21 protein-coding genes are annotated in these 20,093 nt (G+C 65.0%); 1 reads left to right on the forward strand and 20 read right to left on the reverse strand.

What is annotated here, in order from left to right:
• Positions 1-8 precede the first annotated feature (8 nt).
• From IIB36_16570 to IIB36_16665, 20 genes are all read right to left on the reverse strand, one after another.
• Positions 9-404 (reverse strand): hypothetical protein, encoded by a 396-nt coding sequence (locus IIB36_16570; protein ID MCH7533351.1) that lies wholly within the window; start codon positions 402-404, stop codon positions 9-11.
• Positions 397-1,287, reverse strand: a complete 891-nt coding sequence (gene hprK / locus IIB36_16575; protein MCH7533352.1) for an HPr(Ser) kinase/phosphatase — start codon at positions 1,285-1,287, stop codon at positions 397-399. Before hprK ends, IIB36_16570 begins: the two co-directional genes overlap by 8 nt.
• A 99-nt stretch (positions 1,288-1,386) precedes the next feature.
• Positions 1,387-1,722, reverse strand: coding sequence for a ribosome-associated translation inhibitor RaiA (raiA, locus tag IIB36_16580; protein MCH7533353.1), 336 nt, complete (start codon positions 1,720-1,722; stop codon positions 1,387-1,389).
• A gap of 45 nt (positions 1,723-1,767) precedes the next feature.
• Positions 1,768-2,907, reverse strand: a complete 1,140-nt coding sequence (locus IIB36_16585; GenBank protein ID MCH7533354.1) for a glycosyltransferase family 4 protein — start codon at positions 2,905-2,907, stop codon at positions 1,768-1,770.
• Positions 2,904-3,359 (reverse strand): transcription antitermination factor NusB, encoded by a 456-nt coding sequence (gene nusB, locus IIB36_16590; protein ID MCH7533355.1) that lies wholly within the window; start codon positions 3,357-3,359, stop codon positions 2,904-2,906. The genes IIB36_16585 and nusB overlap by 4 nt, the downstream gene beginning before the upstream one ends.
• Positions 3,356-3,847 (reverse strand): 6,7-dimethyl-8-ribityllumazine synthase, encoded by a 492-nt coding sequence (locus IIB36_16595; GenBank protein ID MCH7533356.1) that lies wholly within the window; start codon positions 3,845-3,847, stop codon positions 3,356-3,358. Before IIB36_16595 ends, nusB begins: the two co-directional genes overlap by 4 nt.
• Positions 3,844-5,043, reverse strand: coding sequence for a bifunctional 3,4-dihydroxy-2-butanone-4-phosphate synthase/GTP cyclohydrolase II (locus tag IIB36_16600; protein MCH7533357.1), 1,200 nt, complete (start codon positions 5,041-5,043; stop codon positions 3,844-3,846). The genes IIB36_16595 and IIB36_16600 overlap by 4 nt, the downstream gene beginning before the upstream one ends.
• Positions 5,040-5,657, reverse strand: a complete 618-nt coding sequence (locus IIB36_16605) for a riboflavin synthase (GenBank protein ID MCH7533358.1) — start codon at positions 5,655-5,657, stop codon at positions 5,040-5,042. Before IIB36_16605 ends, IIB36_16600 begins: the two co-directional genes overlap by 4 nt.
• The gene (gene ribD / locus IIB36_16610) at positions 5,657-6,772 is read right to left on the reverse strand and encodes a bifunctional diaminohydroxyphosphoribosylaminopyrimidine deaminase/5-amino-6-(5-phosphoribosylamino)uracil reductase RibD (protein MCH7533359.1); all 1,116 of its coding nucleotides are present in this window, start codon (positions 6,770-6,772) and stop codon (positions 5,657-5,659) included. Before ribD ends, IIB36_16605 begins: the two co-directional genes overlap by 1 nt.
• A gap of 2 nt (positions 6,773-6,774) precedes the next feature.
• Complete coding sequence (locus tag IIB36_16615) at positions 6,775-7,743, reverse strand: hypothetical protein (protein MCH7533360.1); 969 nt, start codon at positions 7,741-7,743, stop codon at positions 6,775-6,777.
• Positions 7,743-8,771, reverse strand: coding sequence for a phosphoribosylformylglycinamidine cyclo-ligase (locus IIB36_16620; GenBank protein ID MCH7533361.1), 1,029 nt, complete (start codon positions 8,769-8,771; stop codon positions 7,743-7,745). Before IIB36_16620 ends, IIB36_16615 begins: the two co-directional genes overlap by 1 nt.
• Positions 8,764-9,693 carry a sugar kinase gene (locus IIB36_16625; GenBank protein MCH7533362.1) on the reverse strand — a complete coding sequence of 310 codons (930 nt, stop codon included), beginning with the start codon at positions 9,691-9,693 and terminating at the stop codon, positions 8,764-8,766. The genes IIB36_16620 and IIB36_16625 overlap by 8 nt, the downstream gene beginning before the upstream one ends.
• Positions 9,694-9,717: 24 nt before the next feature.
• Complete coding sequence (locus IIB36_16630) at positions 9,718-11,412, reverse strand: arginine--tRNA ligase (protein MCH7533363.1); 1,695 nt, start codon at positions 11,410-11,412, stop codon at positions 9,718-9,720.
• Positions 11,413-11,415: 3 nt separating this feature from the next.
• Positions 11,416-11,787 (reverse strand): hypothetical protein, encoded by a 372-nt coding sequence (locus IIB36_16635; protein MCH7533364.1) that lies wholly within the window; start codon positions 11,785-11,787, stop codon positions 11,416-11,418.
• Positions 11,788-11,868: 81 nt separating this feature from the next.
• Entirely contained in the window at positions 11,869-13,446 is a 1,578-nt protein-coding gene (locus IIB36_16640; GenBank protein ID MCH7533365.1) for a methylmalonyl-CoA mutase, read from the reverse strand.
• A gap of 24 nt (positions 13,447-13,470) precedes the next feature.
• The gene (locus IIB36_16645) at positions 13,471-13,998 is read right to left on the reverse strand and encodes a biotin/lipoyl-binding protein (GenBank protein ID MCH7533366.1); all 528 of its coding nucleotides are present in this window, start codon (positions 13,996-13,998) and stop codon (positions 13,471-13,473) included.
• Positions 13,995-15,290, reverse strand: a complete 1,296-nt coding sequence (locus IIB36_16650; GenBank protein ID MCH7533367.1) for a class I SAM-dependent RNA methyltransferase — start codon at positions 15,288-15,290, stop codon at positions 13,995-13,997. The genes IIB36_16645 and IIB36_16650 overlap by 4 nt, the downstream gene beginning before the upstream one ends.
• Positions 15,287-16,795, reverse strand: coding sequence for an acetyl-CoA carboxylase biotin carboxylase subunit (locus IIB36_16655; GenBank protein ID MCH7533368.1), 1,509 nt, complete (start codon positions 16,793-16,795; stop codon positions 15,287-15,289). The genes IIB36_16650 and IIB36_16655 overlap by 4 nt, the downstream gene beginning before the upstream one ends.
• Before the next feature lie 165 nt (positions 16,796-16,960).
• Entirely contained in the window at positions 16,961-17,992 is a 1,032-nt protein-coding gene (locus IIB36_16660) for a PDZ domain-containing protein (GenBank protein ID MCH7533369.1), read from the reverse strand.
• Positions 17,993-18,143: 151 nt separating this feature from the next.
• Positions 18,144-19,694: an acyl-CoA carboxylase subunit beta gene (locus tag IIB36_16665; GenBank protein ID MCH7533370.1), complete on the reverse strand. Its 1,551-nt coding sequence runs from the start codon at positions 19,692-19,694 to the stop codon at positions 18,144-18,146.
• Between the two features lie 130 nt (positions 19,695-19,824).
• Here IIB36_16665 and IIB36_16670 point away from each other — a divergent pair.
• Positions 19,825-20,093: hypothetical protein (locus tag IIB36_16670; GenBank protein MCH7533371.1), on the forward strand; the 269-nt coding region annotated here is incomplete at its 3' end.

The raw sequence follows: 20,093 nt of genomic DNA on the forward strand, positions 1-20,093 counted from the left end.
CCTATCGGTCACTCGGTCGCTGGAATCGTTGCGATCGATTCACGGCCGCTCTCTAACAGGCGCGGTACCAGCTGCTCGAGCGGCAACCCACGATTGAACACAAAATCGAGCAGCATGGGCAGGTTGACCCCGGAAACGACCACTCTGCGCACCGAGTCCCGGCAGCACGCCAGGGCGGCCATGCCGCAGCTACCCGACCGCAAGTCGACGAAGACAACCGACCTGGAGTCCCCCACCATGCCGTCGAGCTCGCTCTTCAGCTGCTCGGGGTTCTTCCCGTCGTTCGAGAGCGGAGCGAGGCAGTCGGCGATTCCGCCAGTGACACGCTGTGCCGCGTCCACCAGCCCCTGGGCCATCGCTCCGTGTCCCACAACGACTCCGAGGGCGGCCTCCGCCTCACTCATAGTCCTGCTCCAGGTACTGCTTGATCTTCTCGTCGAAGATTTGGGCCGAGTTCACTCCGGTGAACCGCAGTAGATGGTTCATCGCCACGACCTCGGAGATCACCGTGATGTTCTTCCCGGGGTTGAGTGGCACGGTGACCTTCGGGACCGACACCCCGAGAATGTCCTCGTATTCCTCTTCGAGGCCGGTGCGGGAGTAGTCCCGGCGCTTATCCCACATGTCCAGGGAGACGATCACCTGAATCCTCTTCTGCTGACGGATCGCGCGCACCCCGAAGAGTGCAGAGACGTCGATGATGCCGATACCCCGGATCTCCATGTGGTGCTTCTGGAGCTCGTGTCCCCGTCCGATGAGCACGTCGTTTCCCTGTTTGGAGGCGAGCACGAGGTCGTCCGCAACGAGGCGGTGCCCCCGCTCCACGAGGTCGAGCACGCATTCGCTCTTGCCCACGCCGCTGTCGCCGACGAAGAGCAGGCCGACTCCGTACACGTCGGCGAGCGAGCCGTGCAGCGTCGTGGTCGGTGCCATCGAGAGCTCGAGAAACGGCTTGATGCGCCGGTAGAACTCCTTGGTCGACACGCTGCAACGGAGAACGGGGACCGCCGCGGAGACGGCCTCCTCGAGAAAGTACTCCGAGACCTGCTGACCCTTCGTGACGAAGACAGCCGGCACGTCGAAGGTGAAGAGAGTCGCGAGGCGGCTGCGAGCGTCCGCCTCGGGGAGCGCCCCGAGGTAGGTCATCTCCGTCTCGCCGAACACCCACATACGCCCACGAGGTGTACGCGCGGTGTGGCCGGCGAGCGCGAGGCCCGGCGATGTGATATCGGGATCCGATGCCGGACGATCGAGCGACGTGGCTTCGGTGAGGACCTCGAGTCCCAAGGTCTGCCGCTTGGCTTCCAGGATCTCCCGGACAGAAACGCTCTTCGGGGTCAGTGGGGCCTCACTTCTCGACCAGCCTTCCAATGAGGCTGGGACGCTTCAAGACGGCTCGGGTTCACGTGTGCCCACAGGAAGCGGCGGGGCCCAGTGATCGCGATGCTGCTGCCGCTCTCGCTTCAACATGCGCGTGATCCGGTCGATCGCTTTGTCGAGCGCGGACCTGAACTCACGCTCCTCGGCATGCGCGACGACAGGCTCTGCGCCGTGGATGTGGAGGACCACCTCGGCCTTCCTGGAGCGTTTTTCTTCGGTGTAGGTCACTTCTGCCGAGCCGACGCGGGGATCGTACCGGCTCAGCTTCTGAATCTGCTCCTCGGTACGTCTCAGCAGAGTATCCGGGACGTTGCAGTGTCGGGCCGTGATCTGAATTCTCACGAGAACCTCCCGAGAAGATCGTTAGGAGACCGCCCTCCCTAAAAACTAGCCGAGCGCCGATCCGGCCACCACCCGACGGAGGAACGCCTCCATCTGGTCCGCGGATGCGTCCCACGAGTACTGCTCCGCGAAGCTCCGCGCCTGTCGGCCCATCGCCAGCCGCCGCTCGTCATCGTTGAGCAGCGACGCGATCGAGTCGGCGAGTGCGCGCACGTCTCCGTGAGGCACCAGCAGCCCGGTCTCTCCGTCCACGACGCTTTCGCGGAGACCGGGGGCGTCGCTCGCTACGCTGGGTGTGGCGCAGGCGCTCGCCTCCATGATCGAGATGCCCCACCCCTCGTTCGGCGATGTCAGCGCGTGCAGCCAAGACGTTCGGAACAGATCCAGCTTCTCCTCATCCTCCACGAAGCCCAGGAAGTGGACCCTGTCCGCAAGCCCGAGATCGCGTGCCACCTTCTCGAGTCGCGGACGATCGTTGCCGCTCCCTCCCACTCGGAGCGTCACCCGCAAACCGTCGGAGGCGAGCAGAGCCACCGCACGCATGAGAAGGTCGACGCGCTTGTACTTCTTCAAGCGCCCGAGGTAGAGCAGAGAAGGCTCCGCCGTTTGGGCGCCGTCGGGGTGGGGTGAATAGCGCTCCAGATCGATCCCGTTCGGAATCACTTCGATGCGGCTCGTGTCGAGACCTCTGCGTCCGAGGTCTTCCCGAGTGCTCGCTGACACGGCGATGGTGGGTGTGGTCCGGAAGACGAGCGGGATCGGCCGTTCGAGCAACCATGTCGCTGCTGCCAGCGGGAACGAGGCTTCTTGGAATGCGGTTATGCCGAAGAGATGGTGGACCAACGCAACCACCGGTATGCGCGTCCAATACCGCGTGAAGAGAGGGACCTTGTTCAGGTCCTCGACGACGACATCGAAGGGTCTGTCCCCTAGCTGACGCCGGAAGTATCGGGGTGCGGCGAGCGAGAACGTGTAGCGCGCACCGGTACGGTGGACTTCGATGCCATCTAGCTCGGCGCGGGGATCCGAGCCCTTCCAACCGGAGGCCAGGAGAGTGATCGCATGGCCGCGCTCGGCGAGACGTCCGAACGTCTCGTGGAGATGCGCCTCTGCTCCTCCGGCCTCCGGGTTTTGACGGTCGAGCCAATTCACGACCAGGACGCGCATCGGCGCGGTTCCGCTCACGACGGATTACCTTCATGCCTCTTGAAGAGTGCGTCGAGAACGCCGTTCACGAACCGCGGCGAGTCCGGGCCACCGTACGCTTCCGCGAGCCGAATCGCTTCCTGGATCGAGACCTTCGGGGGAACCTCCTCGATGTACAGAATCTCGACAGCTCCGATGCGAAGGATCGCGCGATCGATCTTCGAGACCCGCTCGAGCCTCCAGTTGTCCAAGGCGCTCGACACCGTCGCATCCACTTCATCGAGATGTTCGTCGAGTAGCCCGAGCACCGAGCGGATGTACGGAAGTCTGCGAGGTGAGATTCTCCGAGTCGCGACAGTGTCCACGAGCGCGTCTCGAAGGCTCCCGTCGCCGCTCGCGCTTTCCCACCGGTAGTGGATCTGAAGCAACCACGCGCGCGCTCGGCTCCGATCGATACGCTCGGCGAGCCCGAGACGTTCGGTTTCGGTCACCGACGTTCTAGAGCCCTGTACACGCTCACCATCTCGAGTGCGGCAAACGCGGCCTCATACCCCTTGTTGTCCTTCCCATCTCCCGCGCGGGACAGCGCCTGTGCGTGATCGTCCGTGGTCAATACGCCGAAAAGCACGGGAATCGATGCCGAGCGGGCCACTGCCCCCAAACCCGCGGAGGCCTCCGCACACACATAGTCGAAGTGGGGCGTGTCACCGCGGATCACACAGCCGAGCGCGACGATCGCGTCGTGCCGATCCAGCTGGGCGATGCGGGCAGCCGTCGGCGGTAGCTCCCACGCTCCCGGCACGTGAATGACCTCCACGTCGTCGCGCACCCCGCCGTGCTCCTCGAGGCATGCGAGCGCGCCCCTCAGAAGACGGTCCGTGATGTCGACGTTGAACCGACTCACCACGATCGCGAGCCGGAGCCCGGCTGCTTGCAATGAACCTCCTGAGTTGTCGACGAAGGAACCGTCGGTGCTCACAGGAGGTGTCCAAGCTTCAAGCGCTTGGTCTCGAGGTACCGCTGGTTGTGCACGCCCGCCTCTACCAGGAGAGCTTCACGACCCGTGATCTCGATGTCGTAGCCGTCGAGGCCAACGATCTTGCGGGGGTTGTTCGTCAGCAGCCGGATCGAGTGCAGCCCGAGATCCAGGAGAATTTGCGCGCCGATGCCGTAGTCGCGGAGGTCGGGCTTGAAGCCGAGCTTTCGGTTGGCCTCGACCGTGTCCATGCCTTCGTCCTGCAGCTCATAGGCCCTGAGCTTGTTGACGAGACCGATGCCGCGGCCCTCCTGGCGCAGATAGATGATGGCGCCCCGCCCCTCCTCTTCGATCTGACGCATCGCAGCAGCCAACTGCTCTCCGCAATCACACCGCGCGGAGGCGAACACGTCCCCCGTCATGCACTCGGAGTGCATGCGCACCAGCACGCTTGCCTTCCCAGTGATGTCGCCCTTCACGAGCGCGAGGTGCTCGCGCTGGTCGAGGATGCTCTCATACGCGAAGACCCGGAAGTCCCCGAAGCGCGTCGGCAGTGCGGCTTCCGCCATGCGTCGGATGATGCGCGTCTTGGTCAGCCGATACGCCACGAGCTGAGCGACAGTGATGAACTTTAGCTCGTGCTCTTGGGCGAAGGCCTCGAGTTCGGAACGACGTGCCATCGTGCCGTCCTCGTTGAGGATCTCGCAGATGACGCCAACGGGGGGAAGTCCTGCGAGCCGCGCGAGGTCGACCGCGGCTTCGGTTTGCCCGACACGTCGAAGTACACCGCCGGGTTTCGCACGGAGCGGGAACATGTGTCCGGGCCGGCGGAGGTCGCCCGGCACGGTCTCAGGGTCCGTCAGGACCTGGATGGTCTTTGCGCGGTCGTGCGCGCTGATTCCCGTCGTGACCCCGAAGCGCTCTTGGGCGTCGACCGCGATCGTGAACGCCGTCCCCTGGGGGTCGGTGTTCCGCTCGGTCATCGGCGGGAGCTCGAGCTCGTCCGCCCGTTCCGGGGTCAGGGCCACACAGATCAGGCCCCGCCCGTGTTTCGACATGAAGTTCACGTGGTCCGGCGTGACCATCGCCGCGGCCATTACCAAGTCGCCCTCGTTCTCTCGATCTTCGTCGTCCGCCACGATGACCATCCGCCCCAGGCGGACTTCATCGATGGCTTCTTCGACTCGGTCGAGCTTCATGATCTATTCCTCTCCGGGTCCGCGCGGCTCGCGAGGATTCTTTCGACGTATTTGCCGATCATGTCACCCTCGACGTTGACGGGTGTGCCGGCCGTGAGGGTACCGAGATTCGTATGCTGATACGTGAACGGAATCACCCCGATCCGGCAAACCCGATTCGGTAGCAGTTCGCTGACGGTGAGGCTTACCCCATTGAGCGTGATCGATCCGTGCATTACGGTCAGATCGAACACCCGTAGGGGGACCTCGAAGTCCATCAACCAGTACTCACCGTCCTTCACAATATGAATCAGGTGACCAACACCATCTATATGCCCCTGAACGAGATGGCCGTCTACGCGGTCTCCCAGCACCATGGCTTGCTCGAGGTTGAGCCGCTGCCCTTCCCGGTAGCTTCCGGCAACGGTCCGTTCGAGCGTCGTTGCGATGACATCGACCGTGAAGCTCGTGCCCTCGACGGCCGTGGCGGTCAGGCACGCCCCGTCGACGGCGACCGAACTACCGGCGCGGAGCTCGGAGGCGATCTCGGGCGCCTCTATCCAGAGCCTACGGGTCGAGTCCAACGTCTCGATCCGAGCCAAGGTGCCGGTATTCGCCACGATGCCGGTGAACATCAGCCTCCCTCCCTGTCCAGCACGATGAGCGTATCGCGCCCGTAGGTCTGCGGAGCCAACGCCGGCGAGAAACCGCTCCAGTCGAGGGTTCCCGCTTCCTCAGAAAACGCGGATACACCTTGGGAGCCAAGAGTGATGGGCGCGATGATGAAATAAAGTCGCTGCACACGGTCCTCCCGGAAGAGGCTCCCGGCCAGGCGCGCGCCGCCCTCACAAAGAATCGATTCGATGCCGATTTCCCAAGCGACGCTCAGAACCGAACCCAGATCGAGCCCGTTCTCGTCGTGCGGGACCGGGTGAAGCTGGGCGCCAGCGGATTCCAGCCGCCGGATGTCGCCCTCGTCGAGGTCTTCGCGCGTGAATACGTGTAGGGGTGCGTCCGCGACGTCCGCAAAAAGGGCAGCGTTCTCAGGTAGCTTGCCGCGAGCGTCGAGGATCAGCCGCCGCACGGGGGTGCGGCCGGGGGGGACCAGGCGCACGGTGAGGCGAGGATCGTCAGCCCGCACCGTGCCGCTCCCTACGAGCAGGGCGTCGAAACCTGTGCGGAGACGGTGCACCTCCCGCTCCGCCTCCAATCCACTGATGCGGGTGCGCTCACCCGGAGCCGAGGCGATGCGCCCGTCCAGGCTCATCGCCAACTTCAAGGCGACGTACGGAGTCTTGTGGGTCTGGGTGTGGAAGAATGCGGGATTCTCGGCGCGCCCGACCCGCTCTCCCCACACGGGGCCCACGACCTCCACCCCGGCCCGGCGCAGCGTGTCAGCGCCTCCGCCGGCGCAGGCGCCAGGCTCGGCGACCCCGTAGACGACACGAGACACTCCCGCGCGCACGAGTGCACTCGCGCACGGAGGGGTCTTGCCGTCATGGTTGCACGGCTCGAGGCTCACGAAGGCGGTAGCACCCTCCGCGCCACTGCGTGCTTCCTCGAGCGCGACGATCTCGGCGTGCGGTCCACCGAATTCACGGTGATATCCCTGCCCCACCAGACGTCCGTCACGCACGATCACACAGCCCACGAGCGGATTGGGGTGCACACGCCCCCAGCCACGCCGCGCGAGCGTTCTAGCCCGCTCGAGGTGGGCCACGTCCTCTCGGCTGAGCCGTTCGTCGTTCATGGTCAGATCGTCAGCCGTGCCGCGAGGCTCCCGAACACGGATCCCCGCGTCGGATCGAACGCCGCGCCGGCGTAGCCGGAGGGTGCCGAGAAGCCTTTGGCCCACCCGAACTCCGCCGACAGCTGCAACACCAGGAAGTTCAAGGACGCGCCCCCGAAGAAGAGCAGTCGGCTCGCTTTCAGACGTGCCTCCACGGTGACGTAGCCGGCGAGATCATCCGCGACACCAATCCTTGCGGCCGTCGAATACACGTCCCACCCCGCGCCCAAGAGAAGCCCGACCGCGAAGAGATCTTTGCCGACCACGATACGATACGAGGCGACGCTTGGGTCGACCTCTACCTCGGTCGGATCGCCGAGCGGGACGCTTCCCATGCGCACGACACCGAGCAGCCTCCGCGAAGCGGAGAGTGTGATGCCCGGTAGCGTGAAAGACTCCCGCAGGATGCCGACCCGCGCGCCGAGGGAGAGTGAGCCAACCGGCCCGTCGAAACCTTGGCCCTTCGGGAGGAAGATCATGCTCGTCTGAGCGAGCAGGTCCAGCGACAGGAACCCCCCCACGGTCGGCATCAGGCGGAATCCGTCGAATACTCCGAGAGCCACGCTGCCGTGCAGCGTGGGCAAGAAGAATCTGGCTTCCCTCGCGGGCGCGTTTTGGCGGTCCGTCAGGTCGGGCAGCCGCGCGTCCAGACCGCCGGCGCGCAGCGAGAGCGCGACTCGGGGTGTGCTGCCGATCCGCCGGCCGAGCGTGGTCGGGCTTCCAGCGATCTCGGACCCGAGCCCAGCCACCAGCCCGGTGTGCCCGAGCAATGCCTGGGACGCGATCGACCCCTCGAGACACTGCGTTGTCGACGTGGGCGCAACCGACTGGCAACGATCGGATAGGCTGGTCACGTCTTGCGCGGCGAGCCCCGGGGAGAAGGCGACCATCAGGGCGAGACCGAAGCGGGCGCCCCACGCGAGATGCCGCATCACTGGTATTCGACGCCCCCGCCGGGCTCGATCCGGCCGATGACCCGCGAGCCAATGCCGTGCTCAGCCGCGGCGGAGACCACGGCCTGCACTTCGCCCTCCGACACGACCGCGAGCATGCCGATACCCATGTTGAAGACGCGGTCCATCTCGTAACGGTCGACGTTGCCGGCGTCTTGCAGCGTCCGAAACACCGCCGGCACTCGCCAGCTCCCACGGTCGATGGAAGCGCCGAGCCCGTCCGGCAGGACACGCGGCAGATTTCCTGGAATACCGCCTCCGGTGACATGCGCCAGGCCGTGGACGACGTTGCTATCGAGCAGTCCCTGGAAGACGGGCAGATAGCTCCGGTGCACGGTCAGTAGTTCGTCGCCGACGGAGCGCCCGGTACCGGGGAGCTCGTCTCCCACGCTGAGGCCCATCACGTCGAATACGATCCGGCGCGCGAGCGTGTACCCGTTGGTGTGCAGGCCGGACGAGTCCAAGCCGACCAGCAGGTCGCCGCTTTCGATGCGCGAGCCGTCGATGATGCGGTTCCGGTCCACGATCCCGACAATGAAACCTGCGAGGTCGTACTCGCCGGCGGCGTAGAAATCGGGCATCTGAGCGGTCTCGCCGCCCAGAAGCGCGCAGGCGTTCGCCTTGCAGGCGAGCGCGACGCCTCGCACTACCTCCTTGACGACATCCTCGTCCATCTCTCCCGTCGCGAGATAGTCGAGGAAGAAGATGGGGCGCGCTCCCTGCACCAGGACGTCGTTGACGCAGTGGTTCACGAGGCACTGGCCTACCGTGTCGTGCCGTTGCGTCGCGAAAGCCAGCTTCAGTTTCGTTCCGGCGCCGTCTGCGCTCGCGACGAGCACCTGCGTGTCCTCGCCTTCCGGGACCTGGTACAGTCCGCCGAACGCGCCCAACTCGGAGAGCGTGAACCGATCTGCCGTGGAGGCGACTAGATCCTTCAGGCCCAGCTTGGCTCGCTCCGCGGCGTCGAGATCGACGCCGGCCTCCCGGTAGCTCAGCCGTTCAGACACGTTCCTCCACCTCTATGTGTGCCTCGAATGCGGTCATCTCATGGAACTCCAACATGCGTTCCTCGATGGTATCGGGCGTCAGATCGATCAAGCGATCCACGCTGAAGCTCTCGACCGTAAACGCGCCCATGACGGATCCATACACCATCGCGCGCCGAAGGTCGGCCGTATCCAGCGATCCCGAAGCTGCCATGTGACCCATGAAGCCACCCGCAAAGGCGTCTCCTGCGCCCGTCGGATCGAAAACCACTTCCAGCGGGAATCCTGGCAGGAAGAAGAGCCAGTCGTCGGCGAAGAGGATCGCGCCGTGCTCCCCCTTCTTCACCACGACGATGTCGGGCCCACGCTCACGGATCCACCGTGACGCTTTCAGCAGATTCGGTTCGTCGGCGAGTTGGCGTGCCTCCTCGTCGTTGACCATGAGGATGTCGACGCGGTCGAGCAGAGAGACGAACGATTCTCGGCTCCCCTCGATCCAGTAGTTCATCGTGTCGCACGCGACTACCTGTGGAGATTCCACCTGGTCGAGCACGTCGTGCTGCAACGAGGGGTCGATGTTGCCGAGGAACACGAGGCGCGACTGCCGGAACGGCTCCGGGATCTTCGGTTGAAAATCCGCGAATACGCCGAGCTCGGTAGCGAGGGTGTCGCGTCCGCTCAGATCCGAGTGATAGCGTCCGGCCCAGAAGAAGCTCTTGCCTTCCCGTTCTTCGATGCCGGAGAGGTCGGCTCCCCGCTTTGCTAGGAAGCCGAGCTCTGCGAGCGGGTAGTCGTCGCCGATGACGCCCACGACGCGAACTGGCGCGAACAGTGTTGCCGCCGACGCGAAGTAGACGGCCGAGCCACCCAGGACGCGGTCGGCCTTGGCGAACGGCGTCTCGACCGAGTCGAGCGCGACGCTACCTACGCAGAGAATCGACATGCCATCAACTCGAGAAGATTCCACCTAGGGCTCTTCGTCCAGAACCGCACGGTCCATCCGTGTGGGCGCTGATATGCCGAGCACAGCGAGGCCGTTCCTCAGCACGATCTGCACCGCGCGAGCGAGAACGAGACGAGCTCGACGTAACTCGGGATCTTCTGCCAGCACCGCGAGCTCGGGGTTACGGCTCGGGTTGCCGGCATGATACCACCCGTTCGTCGAGCCTGCCGTCTGCTCGAGATACTCGCAGAGCGTGTGCGGTGTGGATTGCCGGGCAGAACGCTCGATCACTTCCGTGAACTCGCCGAGGTTCTTGACGAGCTCGCGCTCCAGTTCGTGGTCGAGCACGCTCAGATCCGTCGCGCCTGCTTCGATCGACTCGGCTGCGATTCCCGCCTTTGCGAAGATCGAGCACATGCGCGCATGTGCGTACTGAACTTTGTACACCGGATTCTTGTCGGACTGGTCCAGCGCCGCGTCGACATCGAAGAGCATCTGCGCATCCGGCTTCCGCATCTGGAAGAAGTAGCGCGTGACGTCGACTCCGACCTCGTCGTACAGCTCCCGCAGAGAGAGTGCAGAGCCCGCGCGCTTCGAGAACTTCACCTCCTGTCCGTCGCGCGTGACGCGGACCATCTGGTGCAGCACGTACTCGGGGTATCCCTCGGGCAGGCCGAGCGCTTGCGTACCGCCGCGCACGCGGTCCACCGTTCCGTGGTGATCCGACCCCTGGACGTTGATGACTCGGTGGAAGCCTCGCTGCCATTTGTGGAGGTGGTAGGCGACGTCCGGCAGGAAGTATGTGGGAAGCCCGTTGCTGCGCACCATGACCCGGTCCTTCTGGTCACCGAACTCCGTCGTCTTGAGCCAGGTCGCTCCCTCGTGCTCGTACACGAGCCCTGTGTCCTTCAGAGCCTGGATGGCGGCCGCTACGCGGCCTTCGCTGTAGAGTGACGACTCGAGGTAGTACTCGTCGAAGAAGACCCGGAAATCGTTGAGGTCGCGGTCCTGTTCCGCGCGGAGGATGCGTACCGCGAAGGCTCGGATCTCGTCCAGTTCCTCCTCGCTGACGCCCTCTCGGTATTTCTCTCCGACGTCGTCGGCCAAGCGCTCTGCGATCTCCGCTACGTACCCGCCGTGATATCCGCCTTCGGGGATCTCCGCCTCGCCACCGAAGTGTTCCAGATAGCGCGCGTACACGCTGAGGGCGAGCAGCTCCATCTGCCGGCCGCCATCGTTGTAGTAGAACTCGCGATGCACGTCCCAGCCGGTCCAGGTCAAAAGCGAACAAATCGCGTCCCCGAGCGCTGCCTGGCGGCCGTGGCCGATGTGCAGGGGTCCGGTCGGGTTCGCGGAAACGAACTCGACCATTACGCGCGCTCCGCTTCCGGTCTCGCTCCGCCCCCACGACTCATCGCATGCGAGAATCTCAGGGAGCACAGATGCCACCACCCCGGACGACAGCCGGAAATTGAGGAAGCCCGGTCCAGCGATCTCGACGGCTTCAACCCCTGCGGCCTCGAGGTCGAGCAGCTCCATGATCTCCTCAGCGATCTGCCGCGGGGCACGCTCCAGCTCCCGGGCGAGCGTCATCGCCACGTTGCTGGCGACGTCGCCGTGGCTCGGATCCCGAGGTCGCTCCAGCTTCACGGTCGGCTCCTCGACACCCATGTCCTTCAGAACCGCGCACAGCGCGGCCTGAATCTTGGCGCGGCTCATCGATCAGCTGTCCGAGGACGAACCCGTGGACGTGGAGGAACCCGAGTCGCCGCTGCCGGCGGAGGGCGAGGAATCCGAAGACGAGGAGGACCCTGAAGACGAGGCCGAGTCCGAGCCGCCCGACGAGGCACCTGAGGACCGGTCCTTGGACGAGCCCGACGAGGACATCTCGGCGGATGCCTTTTTCTTGTAGTCCTCGGAGCGATTGTCGGTGATGTAGAAGCCGTCGCCCTTGAAGATGAAGCCGGCGCCACCCGAGATCTGGCGTTCCGCACCCGCCCCGCATTCAGAACATTCCGACACGGGGTCGTCGGACATTCTCTGGAAGACCTCGAACTGGTGCCCGTTCGGGCAGCGGTATTCGTACGTAGGCATGCGTAGAAAACGGGGAAGAAAAAGGGGCTCAATGCCGCGGTAGATACGGCCCAGGAACGTAACTGCCCTGGGCTGGACCGCCTACCCGTCGAACACGCCCCACTCGGCCCGCAGCCCGTCGCTTATCTCGCCCAGTGTCACCCCGGCTTTCACCGCCTCGATGATGGAAGGCAACAGGTTGCTGGTGCCGCGGGCTCCGTCGCGGATCGCGACGAGGCGAGCCCGCACCTCGGCGGCGTCGCGTTCGCCCTTGAAAGCGGTGAGGCGTTCGATTTGACCACGCTCGAGCGCGGAATGGTCGGGTTGGCCGACGCGCCCAGGCCCCTCGTCCTCGGTGTGCAGATTCACACCGACCACGGGACGCTCACCCGACTCGATATCCATCTGGAAGGCATACGCCGCCCGGTGGATCTCCTCCCGCATGTAGTCGATTGCCTTCGAGGCTCCACCGAGCTCATCGATGACGTCGAGATATTGGACGGCGCGTCGCTCGATCTCGTCCGTGAGCGCCTCGACGTAGTGCGAACCGCCGAGCGGATCCGCGGTGCGCGTGACACCGCATTCCGCGGCAATGATCTGCTGGGTACGGAGAGCGAGCCTTGCGGACTCCTCTGTGGGGAGCGCGAGGGCCTCGTCGAAAGCGTTCGTATGTAGCGACTGCGTGCCGCCTAACGTGGCCGCCAGCGCCTGCACGGTGACGCGAACCACATTGTTGAGCGGCTGCTGGGCCGTCAGCGTCGAGCCGCCGGTCTGCGTGTGGAAGCGGAGCCGGCACGACTCGTCGGAGGCGCCGTAACGCTCTTTGAGCAGCCTAGCCCACAGGCGGCGGGCCGCCCGGAACTTCGCTACTTCCTCGAGCAGATCGTTGTGTGCTGCGAAAAAGAAGGAAAGCCGCGGCGCGAACGATTCGATGTCGAGGCCAGCGCTGATTGCACGCGCCACGTACTCGAGCCCGTTGGCAAATGTGAATGCGACCTCCTGAGGAGCCGTGGACCCGGCCTCCCGGATGTGGTAGCCGGAGATCGAGATCGCGTTCCAGCGAGGAATCTCACGAGAGCAGAACACGATGATGTCCGAGACGAGCCTCAGACTCGCGTCCACCGGATAGATGTACGTGCCTCGTGCGACGTACTCCTTGAGCACGTCGTTCTGCACCGTGCCGGCGAGCGAGTCCCGGGGCACGCCTCGCTCGTCGCCGAGGGCGACGTAGAAAGCCAGGAGAATCGACGCCGTCGAGTTGATCGTCATCGACGTGGAGACATCGTCGAGACGGATGCCGTCGAAGAGTCGCCGCATGTCCGCGAGCGAATCGATCGCGACCCCCACACGCCCCACCTCGCCTTCCGCCATCGCTCCGTCCGAGTCGTACCCCATCTGCGTTGGCAGGTCGAAGGCGACCGAGAGGCCGGTCTGGCCGCGGTCGAGCAGATATCGGAAGCGCTCGTTGGTCTCCTCTGCCGTACCGAAACCGGCGTACTGGCGCATCGTCCACACCCGACCCCGGTACATGTCCGGATAGATTCCGCGCGTGAAGGGGAAGACGCCCGGCTGATGGGAGGCGTCTTGGGGACCGTAGCACGGCTCGACCTCGATCCCGCTGTCGGTCGTCACCGTGCGCCGGGTGTCTTCGAGGCGCCTGGTGTCTTCGACGTCAGACATCTCGCCTCTCCGGGGCGGGTTCGATCACGGGGCGTCCTGCTCGTCTTGCTCGATGGCTGCGAGCTCGACGAGCACCTGGCCCCTCTTGACGGCGTCTCCCTGCGCGACATGCACGGCGGAGATGCGCGCCGCCACTTCCGCGGTCAGCTCGTTTTCCATCTTCATTGCCTCTATGATGGCCACCCCCTGCCCGGCCGTCACGATGTCGTCCACGGATACCTCAACTCTGACCACCAGGCCAGGCATCGGTGCTCGCACTGGACTCGGTCCCACAGGTCTCGATACGGCCGCCGTGATCTCCCGAATCGCCATGGCGCGTTCGTCGAGCACCTCAGCCTGGAATCGGTGACCTCCCACGTGCACATCCCATCGCCCTCTGCACTCGCGACGTGCGAGCAATCGATGGGAGTCGCCATCCATCAGAAGGCTACGCACCGCGGTCCCCTCGAGGCCCGCGAGATCGATGTCCACCGCCACCCCGTCGATCTCGACTCCGTCCGGGCCGAGCTTCACTTCGAACGTGCGCTTGCCGATGGCCACGTGGTAGATCATGCGTCGTCCCCCGATGGGGCGAGCACCGCGACTGTCTCCACGTGCGCGGTCTGGGGGAAAAGATCGAACGCTTGGATCTCAACCAGCGTGTATGCGTCGATGAGGCGGGCCACGTCGCGGGCCAGCGTGGCAGGGTCACAACTTACGTAGATCACGCGGCCGGGTGCGGATGCGCGGATGATTGCTGGCACCGAGTCGTGCAAGCCCGAACGCGGTGGGTTGAGGATGAGCACCTCCGTCGGTAGCACCGCCGTCAGCCGTTCCTCGACGCGCCCCTGCACGATGCTGAGCTCGTCCGGAGCATCGTTCCTAGCCGCGGCGCACGCGGCGGGGTCCACTTCGATGCCTGTGACCTGGGCACCGCGTCGTGCGAGCTCTCTCGCGTATGCCCCGACGCCGCAATACGCGTCCACCACCTGGCTTGCCGCTTCCGCTCGCTGGAGCACGAAGTCACGAAGGGCGTCCCCAAGCGCGGTGTTCACCTGGAGGAAGCTGTCTCCCACCCACCGCGACGCGTCCGGGCCCCCTTGGGTGACTGCCTCAGATCCGCGAACGAGTGTCGCTCTTGTTGCCCCGCTGGGTCGGTGCCAGATCGCTACGAGACCGGGCACCGACTCGGCAAGGTCCCCGGCGCTCCACCCGGGCGCGCCACCGTCGACCACGAGCGCTACGCCATCTCCCGTGCTGCGAAGCGTGAGCCGCAGCCGGCCTGCCGGTGGCAGGTAACGCGCGCCGCCACCCCAACCCTCCCGAAGCGCTGTCCAGGCGATCCGGAGCGAAGCCTCGGGAAGCAGGCACTCATCCGCGACATCAATCACGTGGGCAGGCCGCCCGAAGGCATGGAAGCCCGCCACGACTCGCCCGCCCCGGAGGCGGCGCAGAGAATAACTGACCCGGTTCCGGTAGGCGAAGACTTCCGGCGATGGCAGCACGCTTGGCGGATCGACTTCGAGGCCTCCGATGCGCTTCATGGCATCCGAGACAAAGAGACTCTTCCATTTGAGCTGGTCTTCGTAGGGCAGGTGCTGGAGCGTGCATCCGCCGCATCTGTCGAAGAGCGGACACGGAGCGTCAATCCGGTTCGGGGCGCGCTCGAGCAACTCCACGACCGAGGCCTGCGCCCACCTGCGCTTGACCTTGCCCAGCCGCACACGCGCGTAGTCGCCTGGAGCCGTTCGCGGTATGAAGACGACTCGTCCGTCCGGTAGGTCCGCGACGCCGGATCCGTTCGAGGCGATGGCGCGCACGCGCACGTCGGCCAGCGCGTCTCGAGTCGCTACGGCATCGCTCATTTCTGCTCCCGCCGCCAAGGCCAGCCAGCCGCGCGCCACGCTGAAATCGCGTTGCTCCCTTTCACCCCGATCCGTAACGTGCGGTGCAGCCGACGGTCCTCTTCTTCGAGCAGGGCGGCGGTCACGGCGGCCACCCGAAGAGCGCAGCCCGAGTCGGCGAATTCCACCAGCTCGGGGTGTTGCTCCAGGTACCGTACCGAGAAGGAGCCGGAGCGAAAGTCCGCCTCGTCCATCACACGTCGAAGAAACGGCGCGCTGCTTTCCACACCGCTGAGCACGAGCGCGTCGAGCGCTCGCGCCATGCGCGAGATCGCCGCGGCGCGGGTCGGTGCATGCACGATGAGTTTCCCGAGCAACGGGTCGTAGTGCGGCGAAACGTGGAAGCCCTCGACGACACCTCCGTCCCAGCGTACACCGGGACCTGTCGGCGTTTCGAGCCGCGTGATGACGCCGGTCGAGGGCAGGAAACCCGCCGAGGGGTCTTCGGAGACGATTCGGCACTCGATGGAGTGCCCTCTCAGCTCTACATCTTCCTGACGGAAGTCCAGGAGCTCGCCCGAGGCGATGCGCAGTTGCCAGTCGACGATGTCCAGCCCGGTGACGAGCTCGGTAACCGGGTGCTCCACCTGTAGGCGTGTGTTCATCTCGAGGAAGAAGAAGTCGCCGTCCTGGTACAGGAACTCGACCGTGCCCGCGCTACGATAGTCCACGGCCTTCGCGGCCCGGACCGCCGCCTCACCCATAGCGGCACGTGCCTCAGGGCTCAAGACCGGCGAAGGCGCCTCCTCGATCAGCTTTTGGTGCCGGCGCTGAATGGAGCACTCGCGATCGCCCAGGTGCACCACGTTGCCCTGAGCGTCGCCGAGCAGTTGGATTTCGATGTGTCTGGGTTGGTCCAGATACCGTTCCAGGTACACGGAGTCGTCGCCGAACGCGGCGAGCGCTTCGCGCTGGGCGGACTCGAAAGCTCGCTCGATGTCAGCCTCGGCCTCGACCACGCGCATGCCCTTGCCCCCGCCTCCCGCGGCGGCCTTGAGCAGCACGGGAAAGCCGATCTGGACGGCGGCGGCGGCGGCTTCTCCCGCGTCGGAGACCGTCTCTGTCAGGCCCGGAACGATGGGCACGCCCGCGTCGGCCATTCGCCGCCTCGCCTCGGTCTTGTCCCCCATCGCGGCAATCGTCTCGGCGCTAGGCCCGACGAAGATCAGCCCGGAGTCTTCGACTGCCTGCGCGAACGAGGCTCGCTCCGCGAGAAAGCCGTACCCGGGGTGGATCGCTTCGGCGCCCGACGCCTTGGCGACCTCGATCAGCTTGTCCCCTCTGAGGTAGCTCTCGGCAGGAGCAGCCGGTCCGATCGGGTACGCCTCGTCCGCCTCAAGCACGTGAGGCGCGAGGCGATCAGGCTCGGAAAAGACCGCGACGGTCCGGATCCCTCTCTCGCGGGCCGCGCGCACGATGCGCACTGCGATCTCGCCGCGGTTGGCGACGAGCAGAGATCGGATCACGTTCGCGGCCGCCTAGGAGGGTCGAAGAGTCAACGGGACAATGACTTGGGGATCGTGCGGCCCGAAGTTAAACCCCCGTATGGACGCGAAGAAGGGGCGGGAGCGTCCCACCTGGAGGTGGGTGCTCCCGCCCCGATTCCGCAGGGGAGATGAGGTTTCTGCCCGTCAGCCGCCTAGGCGACCTGTGACGGTCATCTCGTCATGATCCCGCATGATGCGCAGGGTGATCTCCTCGTCCTCGTCGTACGTGCTCAGGATGCGGCGGACCCGGCCCGGACTCGTCGCGTCTCGGCCGCCGATGCGGAGAATGACGTCGCCCGGCTCGAGGCCGAGCGTCGAATCCTCGTCCACGTTGGTGACGAGCATCCCGTCCTCCGTGCCGAAGTAGGAGGCGAGCCCCGGCTTCATCTCCATGAGCTCGATCCCGTGGATGCGCCCCATGTCGATCGTGAGCAGGTTACCGCCCAAGAAGTTGCCCAAGATCACTCCGGACGCGTCAGGGCCCGTAAACACTCGAATATTGGACCGTGGCGCACGGACCCGTACCCTGCTCCGTCGGGCTTCCTCCTGGGCGCGCTCGGTGAGCTCCTGCAGGCGCTCCCGCAGTTCGTGGAGGTCGTCCGACCGAAAATCGAAGCCACCCCGCAGTGAGTCGTTCCCCCACGAGGAAAGCTCTTGCGCCTCTACCGTGGCGGTCCGGGTCTCGCCGCGCCGCAGGTACTCGACCTCGATCTCCTGGCCGGGCTCGAGATCAGCGGAGATCGCGAGCAATCGCTGTACCGGAATCGACTGGTCGAGATCGAAGTCGTCCTCCGCATTTCCCGAAAGCGGCTCGAAGAGCGAGTGGCCGTCGACCGACGTGATCACGTCGCCCACACGGATTCCGGCTTCTGCGGCTGGACCGTCTTCCATGAGCGCCGTCACCCGGGCGCCGCGCGTATCATTTCTGGCGCTCTGCTGCGGGTCGACGGAGATCCCGATACGCCGGCGAGCGTCCGTCACTGGAGCGAATCCCCGGACCAGCCCTCGGAGTGGGCTCACGCCGAAGCACGAGCAGTTCTCGATCTCGTTACCGTCGCGATCGACGCATCGGCAGTCGCCCGAGTTCTGCGCGGAGGCAGGGGCGGCTGAGATCGTGGAGGCGAGCGCGGCAATGCTGAACAGCTGCAGCATCACTCTAAGGCGGGCCATCTTCATGAATCGTCCCTCCGTGGCGTGGAATTCCTACTCTTCCGATCTGCTCTTCGATTGGGATGCACGGACGCTGGGGAGGGTTGTCCCATCGGCGGAAGTGCTCCCGCGAGAGCGGCTGCGAGCGTGAGCCCTAACGAGGGCTGAACTTTCCGTTCTAGAGCGGGATGTTGCCGTGCTTTCGCGTAGGGTTCTCGTCGCGCTTGTTCTGGAGCATGTCGAGTGCGTTGATGAGACGCGGCCGGGTCTCACGAGGGTCGATGACGTCGTCCACGTAGCCGCGCGCTGCCGCGATATAGGGGTGAGCGAACTTCTCGCGGTACTCCTCGATAAGCGCGTCGGTGACGGCCTGTGGGTCGTCGGCGCTGGCGATCTCCTTTCGGAACAAGACTTCGACCGCACCCTGGGGCCCCATCACCGCGATCTCGGCCTGTGGCCACGCCAGGTTCACGTCGCCCCGAATGTGTTTGGAGCTCATGACGTCGTACGCTCCGCCGTACGCCTTGCGGGTGATCACGGTCACCTTGGGTACGGTGGCCTCTGCAAATGCATAGAGCAGCTTCGCCCCGTGGCGGATGATCCCGCCGTGCTCCTGAGCCACGCCCGGTAGGAAGCCCGGCACGTCCTCGAGCACCACGAGCGGAATGTTGAAGCTGTCGCAGAAGCGTACGAAGCGAGCACCCTTGTCCGAAGAGTCGATGTCGAGCACACCCGCGAGAAAGGAGGGCTGATTCGCCACGATACCGACCGCGCGCCCCCCGAGACGGGCGAATCCCACCAGTATGTTCTGCGCGAACCGTTGGTGTACCTCGAGAAAGGCACCGTCATCTACGACGCGCGTGATGACATCACGCATGTCGTAGGGCTTATTGGGGTTATCCGGTACTACCTCGAGTAATTCATCATCTTTGCGGTCGTGCGGATCTGACGAATCGAGCGCCGGCGACAGCTCGGTGTTGTTCTGAGGCAGGTAGAGCAGGAGCTCCCGGACCGCAGCGAGGCATTCTGGTTCCGAGTCGCACGCGAAGTGAGCGACCCCGGACTTGGAGGAGTGCACATCGGCGCCGCCCAATCCTTCCAGGTCGATGTCTTCGTGCGTGACGGTCTTCACCACGTTCGGGCCGGTCACGAACATGTAGCTCGATCCGCGGACCATGTAGACGAAGTCGGTGATCGCTGGGGAATAGACTGCGCCGCCCGCGCACGGCCCCAGAATGACGCTGATCTGCGGGACCACGCCCGAGGCCAGCGTATTGCGCAGGAAGATGTCCGCATAGCCTCCGAGGCTCGCCACGCCTTCCTGAATCCGGGCCCCGCCCGAGTCGTTCAGGCCGACGAGTGGAGCGCCGTTCTTCAGCGCCATGTCCTGCACTTTCACGATCTTCTCGGCATGCGCCTCGGACAGCGAACCTCCGAAGACCGTGAAGTCCTGGCTGAAAACATAGACCAGGCGACCGTGGATGGTGCCGTACCCGGTCACGACCCCGTCGCCGAGGATTTTCTTGTCGGCTAGTCCGAAGTCGGTAGACCGGTGGGTGACGAAGCGGCCCAGCTCGACGAACGAGCCCTCGTCCATGAGCAGGTCGAGCCGCTCTCGCGCCGACAGCTTGCCACGATCGTGCTGGGCCTGGAGCCGCTCGCTTCCCCCGCCCTGTTCAGCGGCGTGGCGCAGTTCCTCGAGGCGAGAAAGCTTGTCGTGGATGGACATGAGTTAGTTACACCTAAACTGAGCGATTCTTGAGGTAGAAAAAGAGCACCCTATGGGTTAAGTTACTGGTAGGCAACAAGTTATAGCCAGTGGCGGTCGCCACCGCCCTCAACCCAAAGGGTGCCAAGTGATGATCGCCGAGTCGCTCTCCTCGCGCAATGCTGCTCCACCGCTGTTCGATGGTGTTGAGGTCACGTCCGACACCCTGACGGGCCGAGGTGGCCTGGCTCTGTTCAGCCGCTACGTGCGTAACCTCGAGATCTTGCCCCACCTCGATCGCCTATTCGGCTCGATGCGCAAGAGTTCGAAAGGGCTTCCTGTGGCCACGCTCTTCCACCAGATGTTCTGTTTCTTCCTCGACGGAACGAGTCGGCATCTTGTCCGCTTCGATGAGCTCAA

The organism is Gemmatimonadota bacterium (genome assembly GCA_022560615.1).
In the GTDB taxonomy this organism is placed as follows: domain Bacteria; phylum Gemmatimonadota; class Gemmatimonadetes; order Longimicrobiales; family Gaopeijiaceae; genus UBA1138.